Annotated in this window: 20 protein-coding genes; 2 read left to right on the top strand and 18 right to left on the bottom strand. The window is 65.7% G+C overall.

Going from position 1 to position 21,134, the window contains the following annotated elements:
- Nucleotides 1-116 precede the first annotated feature (116 nt).
- From phoR to ABE85_RS04355, 11 genes are all read right to left on the bottom strand, one after another.
- Nucleotides 117-1,496, bottom strand: a complete 1,380-nt coding sequence (gene phoR / locus ABE85_RS04405; RefSeq protein WP_067270348.1) for a phosphate regulon sensor histidine kinase PhoR — start codon at nucleotides 1,494-1,496, stop codon at nucleotides 117-119.
- Nucleotides 1,497-1,506: 10 nt separating this feature from the next.
- Complete coding sequence (gene phoB / locus ABE85_RS04400) at nucleotides 1,507-2,211, bottom strand: phosphate regulon transcriptional regulator PhoB (RefSeq protein WP_067270346.1); 705 nt, start codon at nucleotides 2,209-2,211, stop codon at nucleotides 1,507-1,509.
- Nucleotides 2,212-2,289: 78 nt separating this feature from the next.
- Nucleotides 2,290-2,997, bottom strand: coding sequence for a phosphate signaling complex protein PhoU (gene phoU / locus ABE85_RS04395; RefSeq protein ID WP_067270342.1), 708 nt, complete (start codon nucleotides 2,995-2,997; stop codon nucleotides 2,290-2,292).
- Nucleotides 2,998-3,016: 19 nt separating this feature from the next.
- Nucleotides 3,017-3,802, bottom strand: coding sequence for a phosphate ABC transporter ATP-binding protein PstB (gene pstB / locus ABE85_RS04390; RefSeq protein ID WP_067270340.1), 786 nt, complete (start codon nucleotides 3,800-3,802; stop codon nucleotides 3,017-3,019).
- A gap of 41 nt (nucleotides 3,803-3,843) precedes the next feature.
- A complete protein-coding gene (gene pstA, locus ABE85_RS04385; protein WP_067270337.1) occupies nucleotides 3,844-4,704 on the bottom strand; it encodes a phosphate ABC transporter permease PstA in 861 nt (286 codons plus the stop codon).
- Nucleotides 4,701-5,720, bottom strand: a complete 1,020-nt coding sequence (gene pstC, locus ABE85_RS04380; RefSeq protein WP_067270334.1) for a phosphate ABC transporter permease subunit PstC — start codon at nucleotides 5,718-5,720, stop codon at nucleotides 4,701-4,703. Before pstC ends, pstA begins: the two co-directional genes overlap by 4 nt.
- A 188-nt stretch (nucleotides 5,721-5,908) precedes the next feature.
- Complete coding sequence (pstS, locus tag ABE85_RS04375) at nucleotides 5,909-6,943, bottom strand: phosphate ABC transporter substrate-binding protein PstS (protein ID WP_157521918.1); 1,035 nt, start codon at nucleotides 6,941-6,943, stop codon at nucleotides 5,909-5,911.
- A gap of 381 nt (nucleotides 6,944-7,324) precedes the next feature.
- Complete coding sequence (gene glmM / locus ABE85_RS04370) at nucleotides 7,325-8,662, bottom strand: phosphoglucosamine mutase (RefSeq protein ID WP_067270327.1); 1,338 nt, start codon at nucleotides 8,660-8,662, stop codon at nucleotides 7,325-7,327.
- 139 nt (nucleotides 8,663-8,801) lie between these two features.
- Nucleotides 8,802-9,650 (bottom strand): dihydropteroate synthase, encoded by an 849-nt coding sequence (folP, locus tag ABE85_RS04365; protein ID WP_067270325.1) that lies wholly within the window; start codon nucleotides 9,648-9,650, stop codon nucleotides 8,802-8,804.
- Nucleotides 9,651-9,853: 203 nt separating this feature from the next.
- The gene (ftsH, locus tag ABE85_RS04360; RefSeq protein ID WP_067270322.1) at nucleotides 9,854-11,761 is read right to left on the bottom strand and encodes an ATP-dependent zinc metalloprotease FtsH; all 1,908 of its coding nucleotides are present in this window, start codon (nucleotides 11,759-11,761) and stop codon (nucleotides 9,854-9,856) included.
- Nucleotides 11,762-11,961: 200 nt separating this feature from the next.
- Nucleotides 11,962-12,636, bottom strand: coding sequence for an RlmE family RNA methyltransferase (locus ABE85_RS04355; RefSeq protein ID WP_067270319.1), 675 nt, complete (start codon nucleotides 12,634-12,636; stop codon nucleotides 11,962-11,964).
- A gap of 18 nt (nucleotides 12,637-12,654) precedes the next feature.
- Here ABE85_RS04355 and ABE85_RS04350 point away from each other — a divergent pair, with 18 nt between their 5' ends.
- Complete coding sequence (locus ABE85_RS04350) at nucleotides 12,655-13,134, top strand: YhbY family RNA-binding protein (RefSeq protein WP_067270317.1); 480 nt, start codon at nucleotides 12,655-12,657, stop codon at nucleotides 13,132-13,134.
- A 117-nt stretch (nucleotides 13,135-13,251) separates the two neighbouring features.
- Here ABE85_RS04350 and ABE85_RS04345 read toward each other — a convergent pair whose 3' ends face one another.
- The 5 genes from ABE85_RS04345 to ABE85_RS04325 all read right to left on the bottom strand — a co-directional run bounded on the left by ABE85_RS04345 (nucleotide 13,252) and on the right by ABE85_RS04325 (nucleotide 19,502).
- Nucleotides 13,252-13,689: a DUF4149 domain-containing protein gene (locus ABE85_RS04345; protein WP_067270314.1), complete on the bottom strand. Its 438-nt coding sequence runs from the start codon at nucleotides 13,687-13,689 to the stop codon at nucleotides 13,252-13,254.
- Between the two features lie 11 nt (nucleotides 13,690-13,700).
- Nucleotides 13,701-14,180, bottom strand: a complete 480-nt coding sequence (gene greA / locus ABE85_RS04340) for a transcription elongation factor GreA (protein ID WP_067270312.1) — start codon at nucleotides 14,178-14,180, stop codon at nucleotides 13,701-13,703.
- 85 nt (nucleotides 14,181-14,265) lie between these two features.
- A complete protein-coding gene (carB, locus tag ABE85_RS04335; protein ID WP_067270309.1) occupies nucleotides 14,266-17,532 on the bottom strand; it encodes a carbamoyl-phosphate synthase large subunit in 3,267 nt (1,088 codons plus the stop codon).
- An 18-nt stretch (nucleotides 17,533-17,550) separates the two neighbouring features.
- Nucleotides 17,551-18,711: a glutamine-hydrolyzing carbamoyl-phosphate synthase small subunit gene (carA, locus tag ABE85_RS04330; RefSeq protein WP_067270306.1), complete on the bottom strand. Its 1,161-nt coding sequence runs from the start codon at nucleotides 18,709-18,711 to the stop codon at nucleotides 17,551-17,553.
- 389 nt (nucleotides 18,712-19,100) lie between these two features.
- Nucleotides 19,101-19,502 carry a heme-binding protein gene (locus tag ABE85_RS04325; protein WP_067270303.1) on the bottom strand — a complete coding sequence of 134 codons (402 nt, stop codon included), beginning with the start codon at nucleotides 19,500-19,502 and terminating at the stop codon, nucleotides 19,101-19,103.
- A 105-nt stretch (nucleotides 19,503-19,607) separates the two neighbouring features.
- Here ABE85_RS04325 and ABE85_RS04320 point away from each other — a divergent pair, with 105 nt between their 5' ends.
- Entirely contained in the window at nucleotides 19,608-20,303 is a 696-nt protein-coding gene (locus ABE85_RS04320) for a Bax inhibitor-1/YccA family protein (protein WP_067281842.1), read from the top strand.
- 80 nt (nucleotides 20,304-20,383) lie between these two features.
- Here ABE85_RS04320 and ABE85_RS04315 read toward each other — a convergent pair whose 3' ends face one another.
- Together ABE85_RS04315 and ABE85_RS28635 are read right to left on the bottom strand one after the other, a co-directional pair.
- Nucleotides 20,384-20,785 carry a hypothetical protein gene (locus ABE85_RS04315; RefSeq protein ID WP_157521916.1) on the bottom strand — a complete coding sequence of 134 codons (402 nt, stop codon included), beginning with the start codon at nucleotides 20,783-20,785 and terminating at the stop codon, nucleotides 20,384-20,386.
- On the bottom strand, nucleotides 20,782-20,904 hold the full coding sequence (locus ABE85_RS28635) for a hypothetical protein (RefSeq protein ID WP_255362642.1): 123 nt from the start codon (nucleotides 20,902-20,904) through the stop codon (nucleotides 20,782-20,784). The genes ABE85_RS04315 and ABE85_RS28635 overlap by 4 nt, the downstream gene beginning before the upstream one ends.
- Nucleotides 20,905-21,134: the final 230 nt, after the last annotated feature.

Raw genomic sequence — 21,134 nt, 5'->3', positions numbered from 1 at the left:
GGGTTCAGGCGCTTGACGCCTGCGGCCCCATGCACCCTCGGCCAAGCGCGCCGATCCCCCGAAAGCAGAAAGGCTCCGCGAACGGAGCCATTCTTTCTCAAGCGCTCAAAGCGCCTTCAAAGATCGTCGCCACCTGCCAGCGCAGCCGGTGCCGCTTCATCGCCCATGGCCGACGCATCGACCAGTCGCACACGCGCCGCGGGGAAAAGCAGTCTGAACTTGGAGCCTTTCCCGGGCTCGCTCTCGATGCGCAGCTCACCGCCATGACGCTGGACGACGTGTTTGACGATCGACAGCCCCAGGCCTGTGCCGCCGGTGTCGCGCGAGCGGCTGCCGTCGACGCGATAGAAGCGTTCGGTGAGTCGAGGCAGGTGCTCGCGCGCGATGCCTGGCCCGTTGTCGATCACCGAGATCTCGCCACCGTTGTCCGGCAGCCAGCGCCAGTGCAGTTCGATGCGACCGCCCTCGGGGGTGTAGCGGACCGCATTGCTCACCAGGTTGGCGATCGAGCTGAGGATCTCCGTCTCGACGCCCGCGAGCTCGACGCCGGTGTGACGTTCGCAGACGAGTTCGTGCCGCCCGTTCGACAACGCCTGTGCGTCCGCGCCGATGCGTTGCAACAGCGGGTCCAGCGAGATCCAGTGATCCGCGCCCGGCCGCGGACTGCCTTCGAGCTGCGCCAGCGTCAGCAGGTCGCCGACCAGCGTCTGCATGCGTGTCGTCTGCTGCTGCATCAGATGCAGCACCCGCTTGCGCTCGGCCTCCGTCAACTGCAGGCTGGCCATCGTCTCGATGAAGCCTGCCAGCACCGTCAGCGGCGTGCGGATCTCGTGCGAGACGTTGGCGACGAAATCGCGCCGCATCGCCTCGTTGCGCTCGCGGTCAGTGACGTCCAGCGACAGCACCAGCTTGCGCGACTCCCCGCCGACGCCGTAATCGCGCACCAGCACCTGCAGCGTCGACTTCGCGCGGGTGTTGGTCAGCGTCAGCGGCTGCTGGAAGTTGCCGTTCTGCAGATAGGAGACGAAGGCCGGATAACGGACCAGGTTGGTGATGCGCTGCAGCTTGTCGCGTTGCGGGTCCAGCGAGAAATGATCGCCGGCCACCACGTTGCACCATTGGATATGGTCCTGGCCGTCGAGCAGGATCACGCCATTGGGCGAGGCTTCGATCGCGAGCAGGAACTGCTCGAGCTGCTGCCGTTCGCGCTCATAACGGCGCTCGCGGTCGCGCAGGCCGCGCTCGACGCGGTAGGCCATCTCGCCCCACAGGCCGCCGACGCGCGGTGCGTCGTCGTTCTGGTCGCCGCGCAGCCAGTGCACGAGCCGGTGCGCCCGGGCCGCGTCCCAGACCGCCATCAGGATGACGGCTGTCGCTGCGGCCAGCGCAGCGGCCAGATGCGGCATCCCCGTCCACTCGCCCAGCCAGTACCCCAAGCCGCCCGCGACGCCGGTGCCCAGCACCAGCATCAGGACGCGAGACAACATCCATGCCATGGACGCGTCCTCAGGCCGACAGGGCGCTGCTGCTCTGCTGGGTCAGCCGGTAGCCGGCGCCACGAACGGTTTCGATCATGCGCGCGCAACTGACCTTCTCGAGCGCCTCGCGCAGGCGCTTGACGTGGACGTCGACGGTGCGTTCCTCGATGAACACGTGGTCGCCCCAGACGCGGTCCAGCAGCTGCGAGCGGCTGTGCACGCGCTCCGGATGCGTCATGAAGAAGTGCAGCAGGCGGAACTCGGTCGGGCCGAGCTTCACCTCGACGCCCTCGCGGCTGACGCGGCGCGTGCCGGGATCCAGCACCAGACCGCCGACTTCGACCGCCGTGTCCAGCGCCTCGGGCGCCTTGCGGCGCAGCACTGCGCGGATGCGCGCCAGCAACTCGTTCGTCGAGAACGGCTTGGTCAGGTAGTCGTCCGCGCCGGCGTCCAGCCCGGACACCTTGTCGACCTCTTCCGCGCGCGCCGTCAGCAGAATGATGGGCAGTTCGCGGGTGCGGGTGGCACCGCGCCACTGGCGCGCCAGCGCCAGGCCGGTCTGGCCCGGCAACATCCAGTCGAGCACGACCAGATCGGGCAGCACGCGGTCCACTTCCAGCTGCGCCTGCTCGGCATTGCCGGCCAGCGTGACCTCGTAACCGGCGTGGCGCAGGTTGATGGAGATCAGCTCGGCGATGGCGGATTCGTCCTCGACGACCAGGATGCGACTCATGCGGGGTAACTCCTCTTATTGGGTCCCGCCGGGACGCCCGTGGCGGGCGGGCCGGACGGGTGGATCGCTAGTCGGTGCTCAGCGCACCATGTTCTCGACGGCGTCCGGCGAGTTGTGGCGGACGTCGGTGCCCTTGACCACGTAGATGATGACTTCGGCCAGGTTCTTGGCATGGTCGCCGACGCGCTCGATCGCCTTGGCGACGAACACGAGATCGATCGACGACGAAATGGTGCGCGGGTCTTCCATCATGTAGGTGATGAGCTTGCGCATCAGGCCGTCGAACTCCTTGTCGATCTGGTCGTCGGCCTTCAGCACTTCCAGCGCGCGGTCCACGTCCAGGCGCGCGAACGCGTCCAGCGCCTTGCGCAGCTGCGCCGTGGCCAGCTCGGCTTCGTACGACAGGTCCGACATCGGCAGGCGCAGCCGGCTCGACACGCCGGTGTTGATCAGGCGCTGCACGGTGCGGGCGATGCGGGCGGCTTCGTCGCCGACGCGCTCGAGGTTGGCGATCGTCTTGGACACGGCGATCAGCAGGCGCAGGTCGCGCGCGGTCGGCTGGCGGCGGGCGATGATCGTCGACAGGTCGCGATCGATCTCGATCTCCATCGTGTTGACGATCTCTTCCTGCTTGAGCACGTGGCTGGCGATGTCGCCGCTGAAGCTGCCCAGCGCCTCGACGGCCTGCGCCACCTGCGACTCCACCAGGCCGCCCATCTCGAGGACGCGCGTGGAGATGCCGCTCAGCTCGGCGTCGAATTGGGTAGAGAGATGCTTGTCGGTCATGGTGTGTGCTCCCTGTTGATCAGCCGAAGCGTCCGGTGATGTAGTCCTCGGTGTCCTTGCGCTTGGGCTTCATGAAGAGCTCCGCGGTCGGTCCGAATTCGATCAGGTCGCCCAGGTACATGTAGGCCGTGTAGTCCGAGCAGCGCGCGGCCTGCTGCATGTTGTGGGTCACGATCGCGACCGTGTAGTCGTGCTTGAGCTCGTGGATGAGCTCTTCGATCTTGCCGGTCGAGATCGGGTCCAGCGCCGAGCAAGGTTCGTCCAGCAGCAGGACTTCCGGCTTGATGGCGATGCCGCGCGCGATGCACAGGCGCTGCTGCTGGCCGCCCGACAGGCCCGAACCGCTCTGGTTCAGCTTGTCCTTGACCTCGTTCCACAGCGCGGCCTTCTTCAGCGCCCATTCGACGCGCTCGTCCATCTCGACGCGCGACAGCGTCTCGAACAGGCGCACGCCGAAGGCGATGTTGTCGTAGATCGACATCGGGAACGGCGTCGGCTTCTGGAACACCATGCCGACCTTGGCGCGGATCAGCGAGACGTCTTCCTTGCTGGTGAGGATGTCCTCGCCGTCCAGCAGGATCTGGCCTTCGGCGCGCTGCTCCGGATAGAGCTGGAACATGCGGTTCAGCGTGCGCAGCAGCGTGGACTTGCCGCAACCCGACGGACCGATGAACGCGGTCACCTTGTTCTCGGGGATGTCCAGGTTGATGTTCTTCAGCGCGTGGAAACTGCCGTAGTAGAAGTTCAGGTTCTTCACCGAGAGCTTCGCCTTCTCGGTCACCGGCATGTCGACTTTGACGTCCATGTTGTTTCTCGATTCGTTGGATTCGTGGACCGGGGTTCGGCTCAATGCTTCTGCTTGAAGGCGAAGCGCGCGAGGATGTTCAGGAGCAGCACGCCGATCGTGATGATGAACACCGCCGCCCAAGCGAGCTTCTGCCAGTTCTGGTACGGGCTCATGGCGAAGTCGAAGATCACCTTCGGCAGGTTGGCCATCGGACCGGACAGGTTGGTCGACCAGAAGCGGTTGTTGAAGGCGGTCAGCAGCAGCGGCGCGGTCTCGCCGGAGACGCGGGCCAGGGCCAGCAGCACGCCGGTCAGGACACCGGCGCGGGCGGCCTTCAGCGTCACGGTCATGATGACCTTCCACTTCGGCGTGCCGAGCGCGTAGGCAGCCTCGCGCAGCGCGCCGGGCACCAGGTTCAGCATGTTCTCCGTCGTGCGGATCACCACCGGGATCACGATCAGCGCCAGCGCCATCACGCCGGCCCAGCCGGAGAAGCCCTTGAAGCGCAGCACGATCAGGCTGTACACGAACAGGCCGATCACGATCGACGGGGCCGACAGCAGGATGTCGTTGATGAAGCGGACGCTGTTGCCCAGCCAGGTCTTCTGGCCGTACTCGGCCAGGTAGACCCCCGCCAGCACCCCGATGGGCGTGCCCACGAGGGTGGCCAGGGCCACCATCAGCGCGGAACCGAAGATCGCGTTGGCCAGACCGCCGTCGTCGGTGTTGGGCGGCGGCGTCATCTGGGTGAAGGTGGCCCAGTTCAGGCCGCCTATCCCCTGCGTGATGGTTTCGAACAGGATCCAGATCAGCCAGATCAGGCCCATCGACATCGCCGCGAGCGACAGCGACAGCGCGATGATGTTGATCCGGCGCCGCTTGTGGTACATCGCCATGCGGTCGGCGGTGGTGGCGCTCATGTGCGGGTTCCTTCGTTCTTCTTGAGCTTGTTGAGCAGGACCTTGGAGAACGCCAGCACCACGAAGGTGATGAAGAACAGGACCAGGGCCAGGTACAGCAGCGAGGCCTGATGCAGGCTGCCGGGACCGGATTCGCCGAACTCGTTGGCCAGCACCGAGGTGATGGTGTTGGCGGCCTCGAACAGCGACAGCGAGCTCAGCTGGTTCATGTTGCCGATCACGAAGGTCACCGCCATGGTCTCGCCCAGCGCGCGCCCCAGGCCCAGCATGATGCCGCCGATGACACCGGTCTTGGTGTACGGGAGCACGACCTTCCAGACCACCTCCCAGGTGGTCGAGCCCAGGCCGTAGGCGGACTCCTTGAGCATCGCGGGCGTGACCTCGAAGACGTCACGCATCACCGAGGCGATGAACGGGATGATCATGATGGCCAGGATGATGCCGGCCGACAGGATGCCCAGACCCACCGGCGGGCCGGAGACCAGGCCGCCCAGGACCGGCACGCCGCCGAGCAGGTTCTGCAGCGGCGTCTGCACGTAGGTCGCCAGCAGCGGGCCGAACACGAACAGGCCCCACATGCCGTAGACGATGGACGGCACGGCGGCCAGCAGCTCGATCGCGATGCCCAGCGGGCGGCGCAGCCAGCCCGGGGCCAGTTCCGTCAGGAACAGCGCGATGCCGAAGCTCACCGGCACGGCGATCAGCAGCGCGATGAACGAGGTCATCAGCGTGCCGTAGATCATCACGAGTCCGCCGAACTTCTCCTGCACCGGATCCCAGTCCGTCGACACGAGGAAGCCCAGGCCGAACTGCTTGATCGCGGGCGCGGCGCCCACCAGCAGCGAGCCGATGATGCCGACCAGCAGCGCCAGCGTGACCCAGGCCGCGGCGTGCGTCAGCAGCGAGAACACCGTGTCGGCCCAGGGCGCGACGCGGCGGCGCTGCGGCGGACGGCCGTCCGGCTTCGCGCGCTCCTGGCCTCGATCGAGGGAATTGGCTGGAAGTATTGCGGCCACGGGGCCTCCGCTGAAATGTTTGGAATCTCTGGCGCGCCGCCCGCCTCCTCCGGCCGGTCCGACGCGTCCGTCACGACGTCTCTGTCGAGATCTTCTTCTGGCGCCTCACACCCGCGCGCCTCATTCCGTCTTGAACGAAAGCCCGGTGACCTGCGAGAGGAGCACCGGGCTGATCCGTCAGACGACGATCACTTGAAGCTGACCGCCTTGCCCGCGGTGTCCTTCACCTGACCGGCCCACTGCTTGCGGACCAGTTCCTTCACGGCGGCCGGCAGCGGGACATAGTCCAGCTCGTCGGCGATCTTGTCGCCCTGGGTGTAGGCCCAGTCGAAGAACTTCAGCGACGCGGCGGCCTGGGCCGGCTTGTCCTGGGCGGCGTGCATCAGGATGAAGGTGGCGCCGGTGATGGGCCAGCTGTCCTTGCCGGCCTGCTCGGTCAGCACCTGGTAGAACGACTGTTCCCACTTGGCACCGGCGGCGGCGGCCTTGAAGGCGTCGTCGCTCGGGCTGACGAAGGCGCCGCTGGCGTTCTTCAGCAGCACGTAGGTCATCTTGTTCTGCTTGGCGTAGGCGTATTCGACGTAGCCGATCGAGTTCGGCAGACGCGTCACGAAGGCGGAGACGCCTTCGTTGCCCTTGCCGCCGGCGCCCGTCGGCCAGTTCACGGCCGTGCCTTCACCGACCTTGTCCTTCCATTCGGTGTTGACCTTGGACAGGTAGTTCGTGAACAGGAAGCTGGTGCCCGAACCGTCGGCGCGGCGGACCACGGCGATGGCGGCGTCCGGCAGCGCGACGCCCGAGTTCAGGGCGGCGATGGCGGGGTCATTCCACTTCGTGACCTTGCCCAGGTAGATGTCGCCCAGGACCTTGCCGTCCAGCTTCAGCTGGCCCGGGTTGATGCCCTTGACGTTGATCACCGGCACGACGCCGCCGATCACCGTCGGGAACTGGACCAGGCCGTCCTTGGCCAGCTGGTCGTCCTTCAGGGGGGCGTCGGACGCGCCGAAGTCGACGGTCTTGGCCTGGATCTGCTTGATGCCGGCGCCGGAACCGACCGATTGATAGTTGATGCGGACACCGGTGGACTTGTTGTAGGCGTCGGCCCACTTGGCGTACACGGGAGCCGGGAACGAAGCACCCGCACCGGTCACCTCTTGAGCATGGGCCGCGGAGAACATCGCGGCGCACGCGGCGAACAGCAGGCCAGCACGCAGTTGATTCATGATCATTCAGTCCTATCGCTTGGGTTGGTTGGCGAACGGAGCGGATGCTATGACCTCAATGTGACACATCCATGACGCAACCCAGGAACCGGAAAAATGTCGTTACGTCTAGCGCCCAGAGGAGAAACGGGGCGTCGGAGGGCATCGATGAACCATTGTCATATTCGATTCACCCCGTTGTCATCTTCGATCTCTAGCCTTGAGGATGTGCGGGAAAACCCTTTCGACCCCATGACACCGCCGAGGCGGAGGTGATGAGGCGAACGGATCCTCCCGTCCAGCTCCCGAAGAGTCGCGCCCGACGCGACCCGACCAATGCAAATTGGGCCGCCGACGCTCCCGCGCCGGCGGCCCTTCTTTTTCCGGGGAACTGGAAACCGGTCAGCCGCCGCGGATGGCGTCCGCCAAGCGTTCGGCGCAGCGCTGCGCCAGGTCGGCATCGCTCGCCTCGACCATGACCCGCAGCAGCGGTTCGGTGCCCGACTTGCGGATCAGGACCCGCCCCCGGTCGCCCAGTTCGGCCATGACCTCGGCTTCGACGCGGGCCAGCGCAGGATTGCTCTTCCAGTCCAGATGGTCCGCCTGCAAACGGACGTTGATCAGCGTCTGCGGGAACAGCGTGACGCCGTCCAGCAGGTCCGCCAGTCGACGGCCGCTGCGGCAGACCGCCTCCAGCACCAGCAAGCTGCTGACGATGCCGTCGCCCGTCGTGTGACGATCCAGCGACAGCAGGTGACCGGAGCCCTCGCCGCCGAGTTGCCAGCCGCGGGCGGCCAGTTCCTCGAGCACGTAGCGGTCGCCGACCTTCGCGCGGACGAATTCGACGTCCCGCTGGCGCAGCGCCAGTTCGACCGCCATGTTCGTCATCAGCGTACCGACGGCACCCGGAACGCGCTCGCCGCGCGCCAGCCGGTCCGCGACCATCACGTAGAGCAGTTCGTCGCCGTTGTAGAGCCGGCCATCGCCGTCGACCATCTGCAGGCGGTCGGCGTCGCCGTCGAGCGCGATGCCGTAATCGGCCTGGTGCTCCTTGACGGCGGCGACCAGCGCCTGGGGCGCCGTGGCGCCGACCTTGTCGTTGATGTTGTAGCCATCGGGCTTGTTGCCGATCGTGATGATCTCGGCGCCCAGCTCATGGAACACCGACGGCGCCACCTGGTAGGCCGCGCCGTTCGCCGCGTCGATCACGAGCTTCATGCCGCGCAGGCTGAGGTCGCTGCTGAAGCTGGCCTTGCAGAACTCGATGTAGCGTCCCTGCGCGTCGTCCAGGCGACGGGCGCGACCCAGGCTGGCGGAATCCACCCAGACCGGCGGCTCGTCCAGCACGGCCTCGACGTCCAGCTCCCAGGCGTCGGGCAGCTTCTCGCCCTTGGACGAGAAGAACTTGATGCCGTTGTCCGCGAACGGGTTGTGCGAGGCCGAGATCACCACCCCCAGGTGCTGGCGCAGCGCCCGGGTGAGGTAGGCCACGCCGGGGGTCGGCAGCGGGCCGGTCAGCAGCACGTTGACCCCGGCGGACGCGAAGCCGGCTTCCAGCGCGGACTCGAGCATGTAGCCCGAGATGCGGGTGTCCTTGCCGATCAGCACGCTGGGTTTGGCATAGCTGCGCTTGAGCACGCGGCCCACCGCATGGCCCAGCCTCAACATGAAGTCTGGGGTGATGGGGGTGCGGCCCACGGTTCCGCGAATACCGTCGGTTCCGAAATACTTCCGGCTCATTGAGGCGATCTCCTGCGACTTCTGGATCTTGAATCCGCGGATTGTCGCCGATGCCGAGGTGGTCGCTCCTCGCCCGCCATGGGGCGCCCGATCGGGGGGACGTTGACTCGCTTGGCGGCCACGATCGGCCCGAGGCGTGTCAGCCCTGGGGTGCGCCGAAAGCCGACCAGACCTTGAGCGCGTCCACGGTCGCACCGACGTCGTGCACGCGCACCACGCGGGCGCCCAGCGCCACCGACGCCAGTGCCGCACCGACGCTGGCCGGCATGCGCTCATCGACCGCCTTGCCGGTCACAGCCCCGAGCGTCGACTTGCGCGACCAGCCGATCAGCAACGGCCGTCCCAGCGCGAGCAATTCGCGCTGGCGCCGTTGCAGCGTCAGGTTCTGTTCGACGGTCTTGGCGAAACCGTAGCCCGGATCCAGCGTGATCCGTTCAGCCACCACACCGATGTCGATCAGATGTCGCATCCGCTCACGCAGGAAGTCGGCGACCTCGACGACGACGTCGTCGTAGTCGGCCAGCTGTTGCATGCCTGCGGGCTGACCGCGCATGTGCATCAGGCAGATGCCAGCGCTGCCATGCTCGGCCAGCAGCCTGTCGGCGCCTTCATCGCGCAGCGCCTGCACATCGTTGATGATGTCGACGCCCAGATCCAGCGCACGGCGCATCACCTCGGTCTTGCAGGTATCGACCGACACGGGAACGCCAAAGTTCAGCGCAGCCCGCAGCACGGGCTCCAGTCGCTTCCACTCTTCATCGGCATCGAGCCGAGGGGCGCCCGGTCGCGTCGATTCACCGCCGAGATCGAGGATGTCGACACCCTCGCCAAGCAATCTCTCACAGAAGTTGATCGCGCTCAGCGCGTCGGCATGTTGGCCGCCGTCGGAGAAGGAGTCGGGCGTCACGTTGACGATGCCCATCACCAACGGCCGCTCGGCCAGATCGAGGTCGAAGCGCGTGGTCTGCCAGATCGAGGGAGAAGTCATGGACGGCTGAGTGTCGACAGCGCGGCCGCGCGCTCTGCACCAGAGGACTGCCTCGCCAAACGACAAGTATGACGCAAGCCCGGAAGAGCCTGCAATTCCGGTCGGGGTAGATCGCAAAAACAGAAGGGCCGGTCGCAAGACCGGCCCTTCGGGATGCCATGAGGATTCAGACGCCCTGGCGGGTCATCCGATGCCTCTGTCGATCAGGCGGCTGCGGGGGCGCTGCCGGTGGTGACCGCCGGGGTGCCACCGCTGTCCGGCTTGTTGGCCGGCGGTGTCCAGTCCTTCGGCGGACGCGGCGGACGGCCTTCCATGATGTCGTTGATCTGGTCGGCGTCGATGGTCTCCCATTCGAGCAGCGCCGTCGCCATCGCGTGCATCTTGTCCTTGTTGCCTTCGATCAGGTCACGGGCCGTCGTGTACTGCTCGTCGATGATCCGGCGGATCTCCTGATCGACCTTTCGCATGGTCTCTTCCGACATGTTGGTCGTCTTCGTGACCGAACGGCCCAGGAAGACTTCCCCCTCGTTGTCGGCGTAGACCATGGGGCCCAGCTCATCGGTCATGCCGTAGCGGGTGACCATGTCGCGGGCGATGGCCGTGGCGCGTTCAAAGTCGTTGCTGGCGCCGGTCGTCATCTGGTTCATGAAGACTTCTTCAGCGATCCGACCACCGAACAGCACGGAGATCGTGGACAGCATGCGGTCTTTGTCCATGCTGTAGCGGTCGCCTTCTGGCAGCTGCATCGTCACGCCCAGCGCGCGACCGCGCGGGATCACCGTCACCTTGTGCACCGGATCCGTCTTCGGCAGCAGGCGTGCCACCAGCGCGTGACCGGCCTCGTGATAGGCGGTGTTCTTGCGCTCTTCCTCGGGCATGACCATGGACTTCCGCTCGGGGCCCATCATGATCTTGTCCTTGGCCTTCTCGAAGTCCTGCATGTCGACCACCCGGCCATTGCGACGGGCAGCGAACAGCGCGGCTTCGTTGACCAGGTTGGCCAGGTCGGCACCCGAGAAGCCCGGGGTGCCGCGCGCCAGGATGTCGGCGCGCACGTCCTGACCGACGGGGACCTTGCGCATGTGCACGTTCAGGATCTGTTCGCGGCCGCGCACATCGGGCAGCGTCACATAGACCTGACGGTCGAAACGCCCCGGACGCAGCAGTGCCGGATCCAGGATGTCAGGACGGTTGGTCGCGGCCATCACGATGACGCCGAGGTTGGTGTCGAAGCCGTCCATCTCGACCAGCATCTGGTTGAGGGTCTGCTCGCGCTCGTCATTGCCGCCACCCAGACCGGCGCCACGATGGCGGCCGACCGCGTCGATTTCGTCGACGAAGATGATGCAGGGGGCGCTCTTCTTGGCCTGCTCGAACATGTCGCGCACACGGGCCGCGCCGACGCCGACGAACATCTCGACGAAGTCGGAGCCGGAGATCGTGAAGAACGGGACCTTCGCCTCACCGGCGATGGCCTTGGCCAGCAGCGTCTTGCCGGTCCCCGGAGGACCGACCAGCAGCACGCCGCGCGGGATCCGGCCGCCGAGCTTCTGGAACTTCTGCGGGTCCTTCAGGAAGTCGACGAGCTCCTTGACCTCTTCCTTGGCTTCGTCGCATCCGGCGACGTCGGCGAAGGTCGTGGTGTTGTTGGCCTCGTCGAGCATGCGCGCCTTCGACTTGCCGAAGCTGAACGCACCGCCCTTGCCGCCGCCCTGCATCTGGCGCATGAAGTACACCCACACGGCGATCAGCAGGAGCATCGGGCCCCAGCTGAGCAGGATGTTCATCAGCACCGAGGGTTCTTCACGGGGCTTGACGTCGAACTTGACGCCGTTGTTGATCAGGTCGCCGATCAGGCCGCGATCCAGGTACGGGGCGCTCGTGCGCAGCTTGCTGCCGTCGCTGGTCGTCGCCTGGATCTCGGTACTGCCGCCGGGGAACTCCTGCAGGATGACCTGCTTGACGCGTTTGGCACGGACCTCTTCGAGGAACTCCGAATAGCCCGTCTGGGTCCCCTGGGTTGCGCTGCGATCGAACTGCTTGAAGACAGTGAACAGCACCAGGGCGATCACCATCCAAACAGCTACTTTCGAGAACCACTGATTGTTCACCGCGACTCCTTTGTCATTCCATCACCGCACGCCCATGAATACAGCCTCGGGCAGCGGACTTTCACGGCATATGGGGCGGATTCTAGGCCAGTCAAGTCCCCAGACCTGATTGGCATTCCCATACAGCACGATAGATATTGCCACGGGCCACGCCGGCCGACCGGCCGAAGCGCCACGGACTTTGACGCCTCATCAGACCTTCATCGCGTTTTCAACCCGATGCCGACGAGGAAGTTCTCCGACGATCTCTCCCGGGACGCCTTCGGCTTGGCCGTTTTCACCCGCCTGAACTTGGCGCGGAAGGCGTGCACCAGCTGGTCATACCCGCTGCCGTGGAACACCTTGGCAACCAGCGCGCCTTCCGGTTTCAGGTGTTGTTGGGAGAACTCCAGCGCCAGCTCGATGAGATGCTCCATGCGGGCCGCATCGGTGCTTTCGATGCCCGACAGATTGGGGGCCATGTCCGAAACGACAACGTCCACCTTGCGGCCGTCGAGCATCGATTCGAGCCGGGCCAGCACGTCGTCCTCGCGGAAATCGCCCTGCACGAACTCGACGCCCTCGATCGGCTCGAAATCCAGCAGGTCCAGCGCAATGATGCGTCCGTTCAGCTCGCCGACCGCAGCGCCCCCCGCACCCGCCTCCTTGGGCGCGAAACGCCGGCGCAGGTACTGGCTCCACGCCCCGGGGCACGCGCCGAGGTCGACGACCCACTGCCCCGGTCGGATCAACTGGAATTCCTCGTCGATCTCCTTGAGCTTGTAGGCCGCGCGGGAGCGATAGCCCTCTTTCTGGGCCAATTTGACGTAGGTGTCGTTGACGTGGTTGTTCAACCACGCCTTGTTCAGCTTCTTGCTTTTGGTATCGACTTTCATTGCACTGATAATAAGCAGATGCCTGCTATTCAATTGACCCCTGCCCAGCGCAAGGAAAAACGCGCCGACGCTCATCACCTGGATCCTGTGGTGATGATAGGCGGCGATGGCCTGACGGCCGCCGTCACCAAGGAGGTCGACCTCGCACTGAAGTCCCACGGACTGATCAAGGTGCGCGTCATGTCCGACGACCGCGATGGCCGCGAAGCCATTCTCGCCACCTTGGCTGAGGAGCTCGACGCCGCGCCCATCCAGCACATCGGCAAGCTCCTCGTCCTGTGGCGCCCGATGCCGGAGAAGGAAAAGGCCGCCCCCAAGGACGACGCCCGCTCGGCGCCCAAGATCGTCAAGATCGTGAAGTTCTCGAAGAGCGGCAACAACCGTCCGCAGATCAAGAAAGTCACCGTGCTGGGCAATCAGCGCGTCACCTACGGCGGTGAGGTCAAGCGCGCCAAGAAGCCGCGCCAGACCAGCGTGAAGAAGTCCAGCCAAGGCTGAACCCCCCGACCATGGAGACGGCGACACCGCCGCTCCAGCACCAACGACAAGACGGCCCACGGGCCGTCTTTCTTTTTTTTGCCCTCGTCGATGCCCCCGACGTACGGGAGCCCTCGGTCAGCGGAACGCCGCGCCGTTCACCCGCCAGGCCAGGACCAGTACGGCGATGGTTCTCACGCCGAAGAGCGCCAGCGACACCGCGTGCAGTTGCAGGAAAGTCCAGCTCCCCTGCCCTTGCCGCGCGGCTTCCATCAACGGCTGCAGCGCGTAGAAACCGGCGGCGGTGCATCCGATGGCCACCAGCGGCAGCCAGAAGTCCGCGCTCATCGCCGAGCCGCGCGTCACGCCGTCGCGGTGCAGGCGGCGCTCCATCAGGATCAGCAGAACGCCGGCCGCCAGCGCGAAGCGGGCATCCATCTCGAACAGTCGCGCCACGTACTTGCCGGCCGCAGCCCGCTCAAGGGTCGCGAACGCATTCGGCGCTGCCAGCAAAGCGACCGCCAGCAGTTCGCCGGCCCACAGCGAAGCCAGCAGCGCGCGGATCCGCAGCAGCATCGCGCGACGCCTCAGATATAGCGGACGTCGACGATCTCGTAGCGCTTGATGCCGCCGGGCGCCACGACTTCGGCGACATCCCCGGCTTCCTTGCCGATCAGCGCGCGGGCGATCGGGGAGCTGATCGAGATCAGGCCCTGCTTCAGATCGGCCTCGTCGTCGCCGACGATCTGGTAGGTGACCTCATTGCCGGACTCTTCCTCCTCCAGGTCGACCGTGGTGCCGAACACCACCCGGCCGCCGGCATTCACCGACGACGGGTCGATCACCTGCGCCGACGACAGCTTGCCCTCGATCTCGATGATGCGGCCTTCGATGAAGCCCTGCTTGTCCTTGGCCGCCTCGTACTCGGCGTTCTCCGACAGGTCGCCCTGCGCGCGGGCTTCCGAGATGGCGTTGATCACGGCATGCCGCTCGACCGTCTTCAGCCGATGCAGTTCTTCCTTGAGCTTCTCAGCGCCGCGCTTGGTCAGTGGGATCGTCGTGGCCATGTCTCTAGAACCTTGAGTAACAAAACAAACCGCCGCTGCCGCTCAGGATCGCTGAGCAGCGGCGGCGGAATGGGATGAGGGCAGTTTAATGCAGTTCGGCGTGCAGTTCCTGCAGCGATTGCACCAGCAGGCCGTCCTTGTGCTTCATGCCTTCGACCGCGGCTTCGCAGCCGGCCATCGTCGTGTAGTAGGTCACCCGGTTGGCCAGCGCCGTCTGACGGATGTGGCGGCTGTCGGCGATCGCCGTGCGCGTTTCGTCGACGGTCGTGAACACCAGCTGGATGTCCCCGCCCTTGATCATGTCGACGATATGCGGGCGGCCGTCCTTGACCTTGTTGACGACGCGCACCGGAACGCCCGCCGCCTCGATCGCGGCGGCCGTGCCCTTGGTGGCAACGACGCCGAAGCCCAGCGCCGCCAGATCACGTGCCAGCGCGACGGCCCGATCCTTGTCGTTGTTCTTGACCGTGATCAGGACGTTGCCTTGGCGCGGCAGACGCGAACCCGCGCCCAGCTGGCTCTTCAGCATCGCTTCGCCGAAGGTCCGGCCTGCACCCATGACTTCGCCGGTCGACCGCATTTCCGGGCTGAGGATCGGGTCCACGCCAGGGAATTTGTTGAACGGGAAGACGGCTTCCTTGACGCTGAAATACGGCGGCTGGATCTCCACCGGCGGCTTGCCGCCGGCGGCCTTCTGGTCCTTGAGCTTGACGCCGGCCATGCAGCGCGCCGCGATCTTGGCCAGCGGCTGGCTGGTCGCCTTGGACACGAACGGCACCGTGCGGGAGGCACGCGGGTTCACTTCGAGCACGTAGACCGTGTTCTCGGACAAGCCCTTGGTGACGTCGCCCTGGATCGCGAACTGCACGTTCATCAGGCCGACGACCTTCAGCGCCTTGGCCATCTCCGCCGTCTGGCGGCGCAGCTCGTCCTGCAGCTCCTTGGACAGCGTGTACGGCGGCAGCGAGCAGGCCGAGTCGCCGGAGTGGATGCCGGCGGCCTCGATGTGCTCCATGATGCCGCCCATCATCGTGTCTTCGCCGTCGCAGATGCAGTCGACGTCGACCTCGACCGCGTCCTCGAGGAAGCGGTCCAGCAGCACCGGCGACTTCTCGCTGACGCGCACGGCCTCGCGCATGTAGCGCTCCAGGTCCTTGTCGCCGTGGACGATCTCCATGGCGCGGCCACCGAGCACGTAACTCGGGCGCACGACCAGCGGATAACCGATCTCGTTGGCCAGCGCGACGGCCTGGTCTTCATTGCGAGCCGTCCGGTTGGGCGGCTGCTTCAGACCCAGCTCATGCAGCAGCTTCTGGAAGCGCTCGCGGTCCTCGGCCATGTCGATGGAGTCCGGCGAGGTGCCGATGATCGGCACGCCGTTGGCCTCGAGGTCCAGCGCCAGCTTCAGCGGCGTCTGGCCGCCGTACTGCACGATCACGCCGACCGGCTTTTCCTTGGCCACGATCTCCAGCACGTCTTCGAGCGTCACCGGCTCGAAGTACAGGCGGTCCGAGGTGTCGTAGTCGGTCGAGACCGTCTCGGGATTGCAGTTGACCATGATGGTCTCGTAGCCGTCCTCGCGCATCGCGAGGGCCGCATGGACGCAGCAGTAGTCGAACTCGATGCCCTGGCCGATGCGGTTCGGACCGCCGCCCAGCACCATGATCTTCTTCTTGTCGGTCGGGTTGGCCTCGCACTCCTCGTCGTACGTGGAATACATGTAGGCCGTCTGCGTCGCGAATTCGGCGGCGCAGGTGTCGACACGCTTGTAGACCGGGCGCACGTTCAGCGCGTGACGGGTCTTGCGCACCTCGTGCTGGTTGGTGCCCAGCAGCTTGGCCAGACGCTTGTCCGAGAAGCCCTTCTTCTTCAGCAGGCGCAGTTCGTCGACGCTCAGCGAGGCCAGCGTGCGACCGCCCAGCGACAGCTCGATCTTGATCAACTGCTCGATCTGGGCGAGGAACCACGGATCGATCTTCGTTTCCTCGAAGACCTCGTCCAGCGTCATGCCGATGCGGAAGGCGTCACCCAGGAAGAGGATGCGCGACGGACCGGGTTCACCGATCTCCTGCACGATCTCCTCGCGGTCGGTGCTGATCTCGGACAGGCCGTCGATGCCGGTCTCCAGGCCGCGCAGCGCCTTCTGGAACGATTCCTGGAAGTTGCGGCCCATGGCCATCACTTCACCGACCGACTTCATCTGCGTCGTCAGACGCGAGTCGGCCATCGGGAACTTCTCGAACGCGAAGCGCGGGATCTTGGTGACGACGTAATCGATGCTGGGCTCGAACGAAGCCGGCGTGATGCCGCCGGTGATGTCGTTCTTCAGCTCGTCGAGCGTGTAGCCGACGGCCAGCTTCGCGGCGATCTTGGCGATCGGGAAACCGGTGGCCTTCGACGCCAGCGCCGAGGAACGCGACACGCGCGGGTTCATCTCGATGACGACCATGCGGCCGTCATCGGGGTTGATCGAGAACTGCACGTTGGAGCCGCCGGTGTCGACGCCGATCTCGCGCAGGATCGCGATCGAGGCGTTGCGCAGCAGCTGGTATTCCTTGTCGGTCAGCGTCTGCGCGGGCGCCACCGTGATCGAGTCACCGGTGTGGATGCCCATCGGGTCCAGGTTCTCGATCGAGCACACGATGATGCAGTTGTCCGCCTTGTCGCGGACCACTTCCATCTCGTATTCCTTCCAGCCGATCAGCGACTCTTCGATGAGCAGCTCATTGGTCGGCGAGAGGTCGAGACCGCGCTTGCAGATCTCCTCGAACTCTTCCGGGTTGTAGGCGATGCCGCCGCCGGTGCCGCCCAGCGTGAAGCTGGGACGGATCACCATCGGGAAGCCGGCGCCGCCGATCTCGGCGTGGATGCGCTTCTGCACAGCCCACGCCTCCTCCAGCGAATGCGCGATGCCCGAGCGGGCCGAACCCAGCCCGATCTTGGTCATCGCGTCCTTGAACTTCAGACGGTCCTCGGCCTTCTCGATCGCGTGCTCGTTGGCACCGATCATCTCGACCTGGTACTTGTCCAGCACGCCGTGCTTGTGCAGGTCCAGCGCGCAGTTCAGCGCGGTCTGGCCGCCCATCGTCGGCAGGATCGCGTCGGGACGTTCCTTGGCGATGATCTTCTCGACCACCTGCCAGGTGATCGGCTCGATGTAGGTGACGTCCGCGGTGTCGGGGTCCGTCATGATCGTCGCCGGGTTGCTGTTCACCAGGATGACCTTGTAGCCCTCCTCGCGCAACGCCTTGCAGGCCTGGGCGCCCGAGTAGTCGAACTCGCAGGCCTGGCCGATGATGATCGGACCGGCGCCGATGATGAGGATGCTTTTGATGTCAGAACGCTTGGGCATGAGTCGTCTCCCTCTTCATCAGGCCTTGGACATGAGACCGATGAAGCGGTCGAACAGATACGAGATGTCGTGCGGGCCGGGGCTCGCTTCCGGGTGACCCTGGAAGCAGAACGCGGGCTTGTCGGTGCGGGCCAGGCCCTGCAGCGTGCCGTCGAACAGGCTGACGTGCGTCGCGCGCAGGTTGGACGGCAGCGTGTCGGGATCGACCGCGAAACCGTGGTTCTGGCTGGTGATGCTGACGCGGCCGTTGTCGAGGTCCTTCACCGGGTGGTTCGCGCCGTGATGGCCGAACTTCATCTTGAAGGTCTTCGCGCCGGAGGCCAGCGCCATGATCTGGTGGCCCAGGCAGATGCCGAAGGTCGGGATGCCGGCCTCGATCAGCTGCGCGGTGGCCTTGATCGCGTAGTCGCAAGGCTCCGGATCGCCGGGGCCGTTGGACAGGAAGACGCCGTCCGGCTCCAGGTCGAAGACCTCCGAGGCCGGCGTCTGCGCCGGCACGACGGTGATGCGGCAGCCGCGAGAAGCCAGCATGCGCAGGATGTTGCTCTTGACGCCGAAGTCGTACGCGACGACGTGGAATTTCGGCGCGGTCTGCTGACCGTAGCCCGTGCCGAGCGTCCACTCTGTCTCGGTCCAGACCTCGCGCTCGGTGCGGCTCACGACCTTCGCCAGGTCCAGGCCCGCCATGCTGGGCGCCCCCTTGGCCAGCGCGACGGCTTCGTCGATGTGTGCCTGCGTGATCTGCTCGCCGGCGTTCAGCGCCAGGATGCAACCGTTCTGGGCGCCCTTCTCGCGCAGCACGCGCGTCAGGCGGCGCGTGTCCAGGTCGGCGATGGCGACGGTACCCTCGTCCTTCAGGTACTGGCGCAGCGTGCGGCCCTTGCGGAAGTTCGAGTCGAGGACCGGCGCCTCCTTGATGATCAGGCCAGCGGCAAAGATCTTCGACGCCTCGACGTCCTCGTCATTGACGCCATAGTTGCCGATGTGCGGATACGTCAACGTGACGATCTGGCGGCAGTAGCTGGGGTCGGTGAGGATTTCTTGGTAGCCGGTGAGCGCGGTGTTGAACACCACCTCACCAACGGTCCGGCCGGCAGCGCCGAGCGCGGAACCCTTGAAGACCGTGCCGTCTGCCAGGGCAAGAATCGCGGGGGGAGCGGAAAGCAGATCGGGCAGCACGGGAAACTCCGTTGTTGTGCGCGCGCCCGGCTCTGCTTCAGGGCCCTGGAATCGCCGCCGGCACGCGCCATGGACGGCTGGCGCGCGGGTGCGACCGGGTCTCCTGTGAGGGAGTCGATCCGAGTGGGATCCGATGCGATCGGGGGTGAAGTGTGCGGGACGCGGTAGGTTGCGGGTAAACCTGACGAGTATAACCCGTCGGGGTATTCACGGAGAAGATTTGCGCAAACGGGTCATCAGGGGGACACGGACGGTAGGGCCTTCACTGCCACCTCTAGCGCGCTTGCCGCCAAGGCGCAAGGCCCCGGCCGCAAGGGCCGAAACCTCGCGCCTTGCCGTCCCCGATCGACCGCAGACTTCCACGGTCTGGCACCGAGGACTTCCGTTGTTTAACCCAGAGCGGCAATGCCGGCCTTGGCGACCTGCGCATCCTCATTCGACTTCACGCCGCTGACGCCAACCGCGCCGACGCAGAAGCCGTCGACGATCACCGGCACGCCGCCTTCGAGCATCCCTTCCAGCGGCACGCTGAGGAACGCGTTGCGGCCGTTGTTGACGATGTCCTCGTAGACCTTGGATTCGCGGCGTCCGAGCGCCGCGGTCTTGGCCTTCGCCGGCGCGATCACGGCCGACGTGGCTGCGGCGTTGTCCAGGCGTTGCAGCCACAGCAGATGGCCGCCGTCATCGACGATGGCGACGGTCACCGCCCAGTTGTTCTTGAGGGCTTCAGCTTCCGCGGCGGCAGCGATTCGCTTGACGTCGTCCAGGGTCAGGAAGGGCTTCTGTTTCATCTGCGACCTCGTCGGGATCATTGAAGGAAAGACGATCACTTTAACGAAGCCTTAAGACCCGTGCCTACAATCGACAGCAACTCTCACTTCATGGGGCGCACGCACATGAACGACCGCATCATCGACCTCAACACCGGCAGCTACGGCTCGTCGCTGTCCGCCGACCGCCAGCGCGTCCTGCGCAACACCTACGCGCTGCTGGCACTCTCGCTGATCCCCACCGTGCTCGGCGCCTGGATCGGCGTGAGCACCGGATTCCTCGCCGCCATGGGCACAGGCGCGAGCATGATCCTGTTCTTCGTCGGCGCGTTCGGCCTGATGTTCCTGGTCGAGAAGACCAAGAACTCCGCCGCCGGCGTCGCCTCGCTGCTGGCCTTCACGTTCTTCATGGGCCTGATGCTGTCGCGCCTGCTGGCGGCGATGCTCGGCTTCAAGAACGGCGGCACCCTGATCATGACTGCCTTCGGCGGCACCGCCGGCATCTTCTTCGCGATGGCCTCGCTGGCGACCGTGATCAAGCGCGACCTCTCCGGCCTGCAGAAGTTCCTGTTCGTCGGCGCGGTGATCGCGATGATCGCCGGCATCGCCAACGTCTTCCTGCAGTCCACCGGCGTGCACCTGGCGCTGCTGGTCGCCGTGCTGGGCATCTTCTCGGCCTTCATGCTGGTCGACGTCAAGCGCGTCATCGATGGCGGCGAGACCAACTACATCAGCGCGACGCTCAACATCTACCTGGACCTGTACAACGTGTTCACCGCGCTGCTGCAACTGCTGGGCATCTTCGGCGGCGACCGCGACTGATCCCACCTGCACTGCACAAACAGGAACGCCTCGGATCTCCGAGGCGTTTTTCATTGTGCGGCGCGTGCCGCTCGAACGGCTCAGTGCCCAGACTTGCCTTGCGCCTTGTCAAGTTCCGGCTGCGAGCCCGATGCTTCGCTCGCGCCGCCGGCAGCAGCCACATCATCGGGACGGTGCGTCACCACAGGCTTGAGCGCGCCGGTGCCGATGAAGCGGGCGTACTCGCTGCGGGGCATCAGGGCACTCAGGCGGGAGTCGCCCTCCTCCCAACCCAACGTCACGTCGTGCTCGTTGATCTCGACCTGCACCGCGCCGGGACGGATGACCATCATCGGCCCGTCACCGGTCCGGTAGGTCACCTCTCCGCACACGAAGGCGGACTGGCTCAAGGGCTGATCCTCATCAGCGTGGCGTTCGACGGAAGGATCGACCGTGGAAGCGTCGGCGGGATGCTCGGGCGGCAATGGGGGTCGGGCGCTCATGGAAGGTCCTCCTGGGAAGCGTCCCGCGGCAGTTCATCGAGCCACTGCCACATGCGCACCGCCAAGGCGGTCGCCGTGCAGGTGGCCAACGTCATCAGCATGAGCATGTTGTCGTCCATGGTGACCTCGAACCGCAGCGGGATCAGGTTGCGATGAAGGCATCGTCGCCGTCGTCGAGTCGCCGGCGAAGCGGCGGCCACCGCGACGCGCTGTAGGTGCTGTCCCACAGCCGTCGCCTGCCCCCCACCGCCGCTGCAAAACTGTGTGAAGTACGGGGCGATCCTTGATCGCATCGTCAACGTCGCCCGGCGCACTTCCGTTGTGCCCACAAGCTGTAGGACGACGTCGG

The organism is Mitsuaria sp. 7, assembly GCF_001653795.1.
Taxonomy (GTDB): Bacteria; Pseudomonadota; Gammaproteobacteria; order Burkholderiales; family Burkholderiaceae_C; genus Roseateles.
This window is presented reverse-complemented; position numbering and strand designations above follow the sequence as displayed.

Bases quoted from the DNA above. Each gene is read 5' to 3' on its own strand.
- phoR (WP_067270348.1), bottom strand. From the start codon at position 1,496: ATGGCATGGATGTTGTCTCGCGTCCTGATGCTGGTGCTGGGCACCGGC.
- phoB (WP_067270346.1), bottom strand. From the start codon at position 2,211: ATGAGTCGCATCCTGGTCGTCGAGGACGAATCCGCCATCGCCGAGCTG.
- phoU (WP_067270342.1), bottom strand. From the start codon at position 2,997: ATGACCGACAAGCATCTCTCTACCCAATTCGACGCCGAGCTGAGCGGC.
- pstB (WP_067270340.1), bottom strand. From the start codon at position 3,802: ATGGACGTCAAAGTCGACATGCCGGTGACCGAGAAGGCGAAGCTCTCG.
- pstA (WP_067270337.1), bottom strand. From the start codon at position 4,704: ATGAGCGCCACCACCGCCGACCGCATGGCGATGTACCACAAGCGGCGC.
- pstS (WP_157521918.1), bottom strand. From the start codon at position 6,943: ATGAATCAACTGCGTGCTGGCCTGCTGTTCGCCGCGTGCGCCGCGATG.
- glmM (WP_067270327.1), bottom strand. From the start codon at position 8,662: ATGAGCCGGAAGTATTTCGGAACCGACGGTATTCGCGGAACCGTGGGC.
- folP (WP_067270325.1), bottom strand. From the start codon at position 9,650: ATGACTTCTCCCTCGATCTGGCAGACCACGCGCTTCGACCTCGATCTG.
- ABE85_RS04355 (WP_067270319.1), bottom strand. From the start codon at position 12,636: ATGAAAGTCGATACCAAAAGCAAGAAGCTGAACAAGGCGTGGTTGAAC.
- ABE85_RS04350 (WP_067270317.1), top strand. From the start codon at position 12,655: ATGCCTGCTATTCAATTGACCCCTGCCCAGCGCAAGGAAAAACGCGCC.
- ABE85_RS04345 (WP_067270314.1), bottom strand. From the start codon at position 13,689: ATGCTGCTGCGGATCCGCGCGCTGCTGGCTTCGCTGTGGGCCGGCGAA.
- greA (WP_067270312.1), bottom strand. From the start codon at position 14,180: ATGGCCACGACGATCCCACTGACCAAGCGCGGCGCTGAGAAGCTCAAG.
- carB (WP_067270309.1), bottom strand. From the start codon at position 17,532: ATGCCCAAGCGTTCTGACATCAAAAGCATCCTCATCATCGGCGCCGGT.
- ABE85_RS04325 (WP_067270303.1), bottom strand. From the start codon at position 19,502: ATGAAACAGAAGCCCTTCCTGACCCTGGACGACGTCAAGCGAATCGCT.
- ABE85_RS04320 (WP_067281842.1), top strand. From the start codon at position 19,608: ATGAACGACCGCATCATCGACCTCAACACCGGCAGCTACGGCTCGTCG.
- ABE85_RS04315 (WP_157521916.1), bottom strand. From the start codon at position 20,785: ATGAGCGCCCGACCCCCATTGCCGCCCGAGCATCCCGCCGACGCTTCC.
- ABE85_RS28635 (WP_255362642.1), bottom strand. From the start codon at position 20,904: ATGGACGACAACATGCTCATGCTGATGACGTTGGCCACCTGCACGGCG.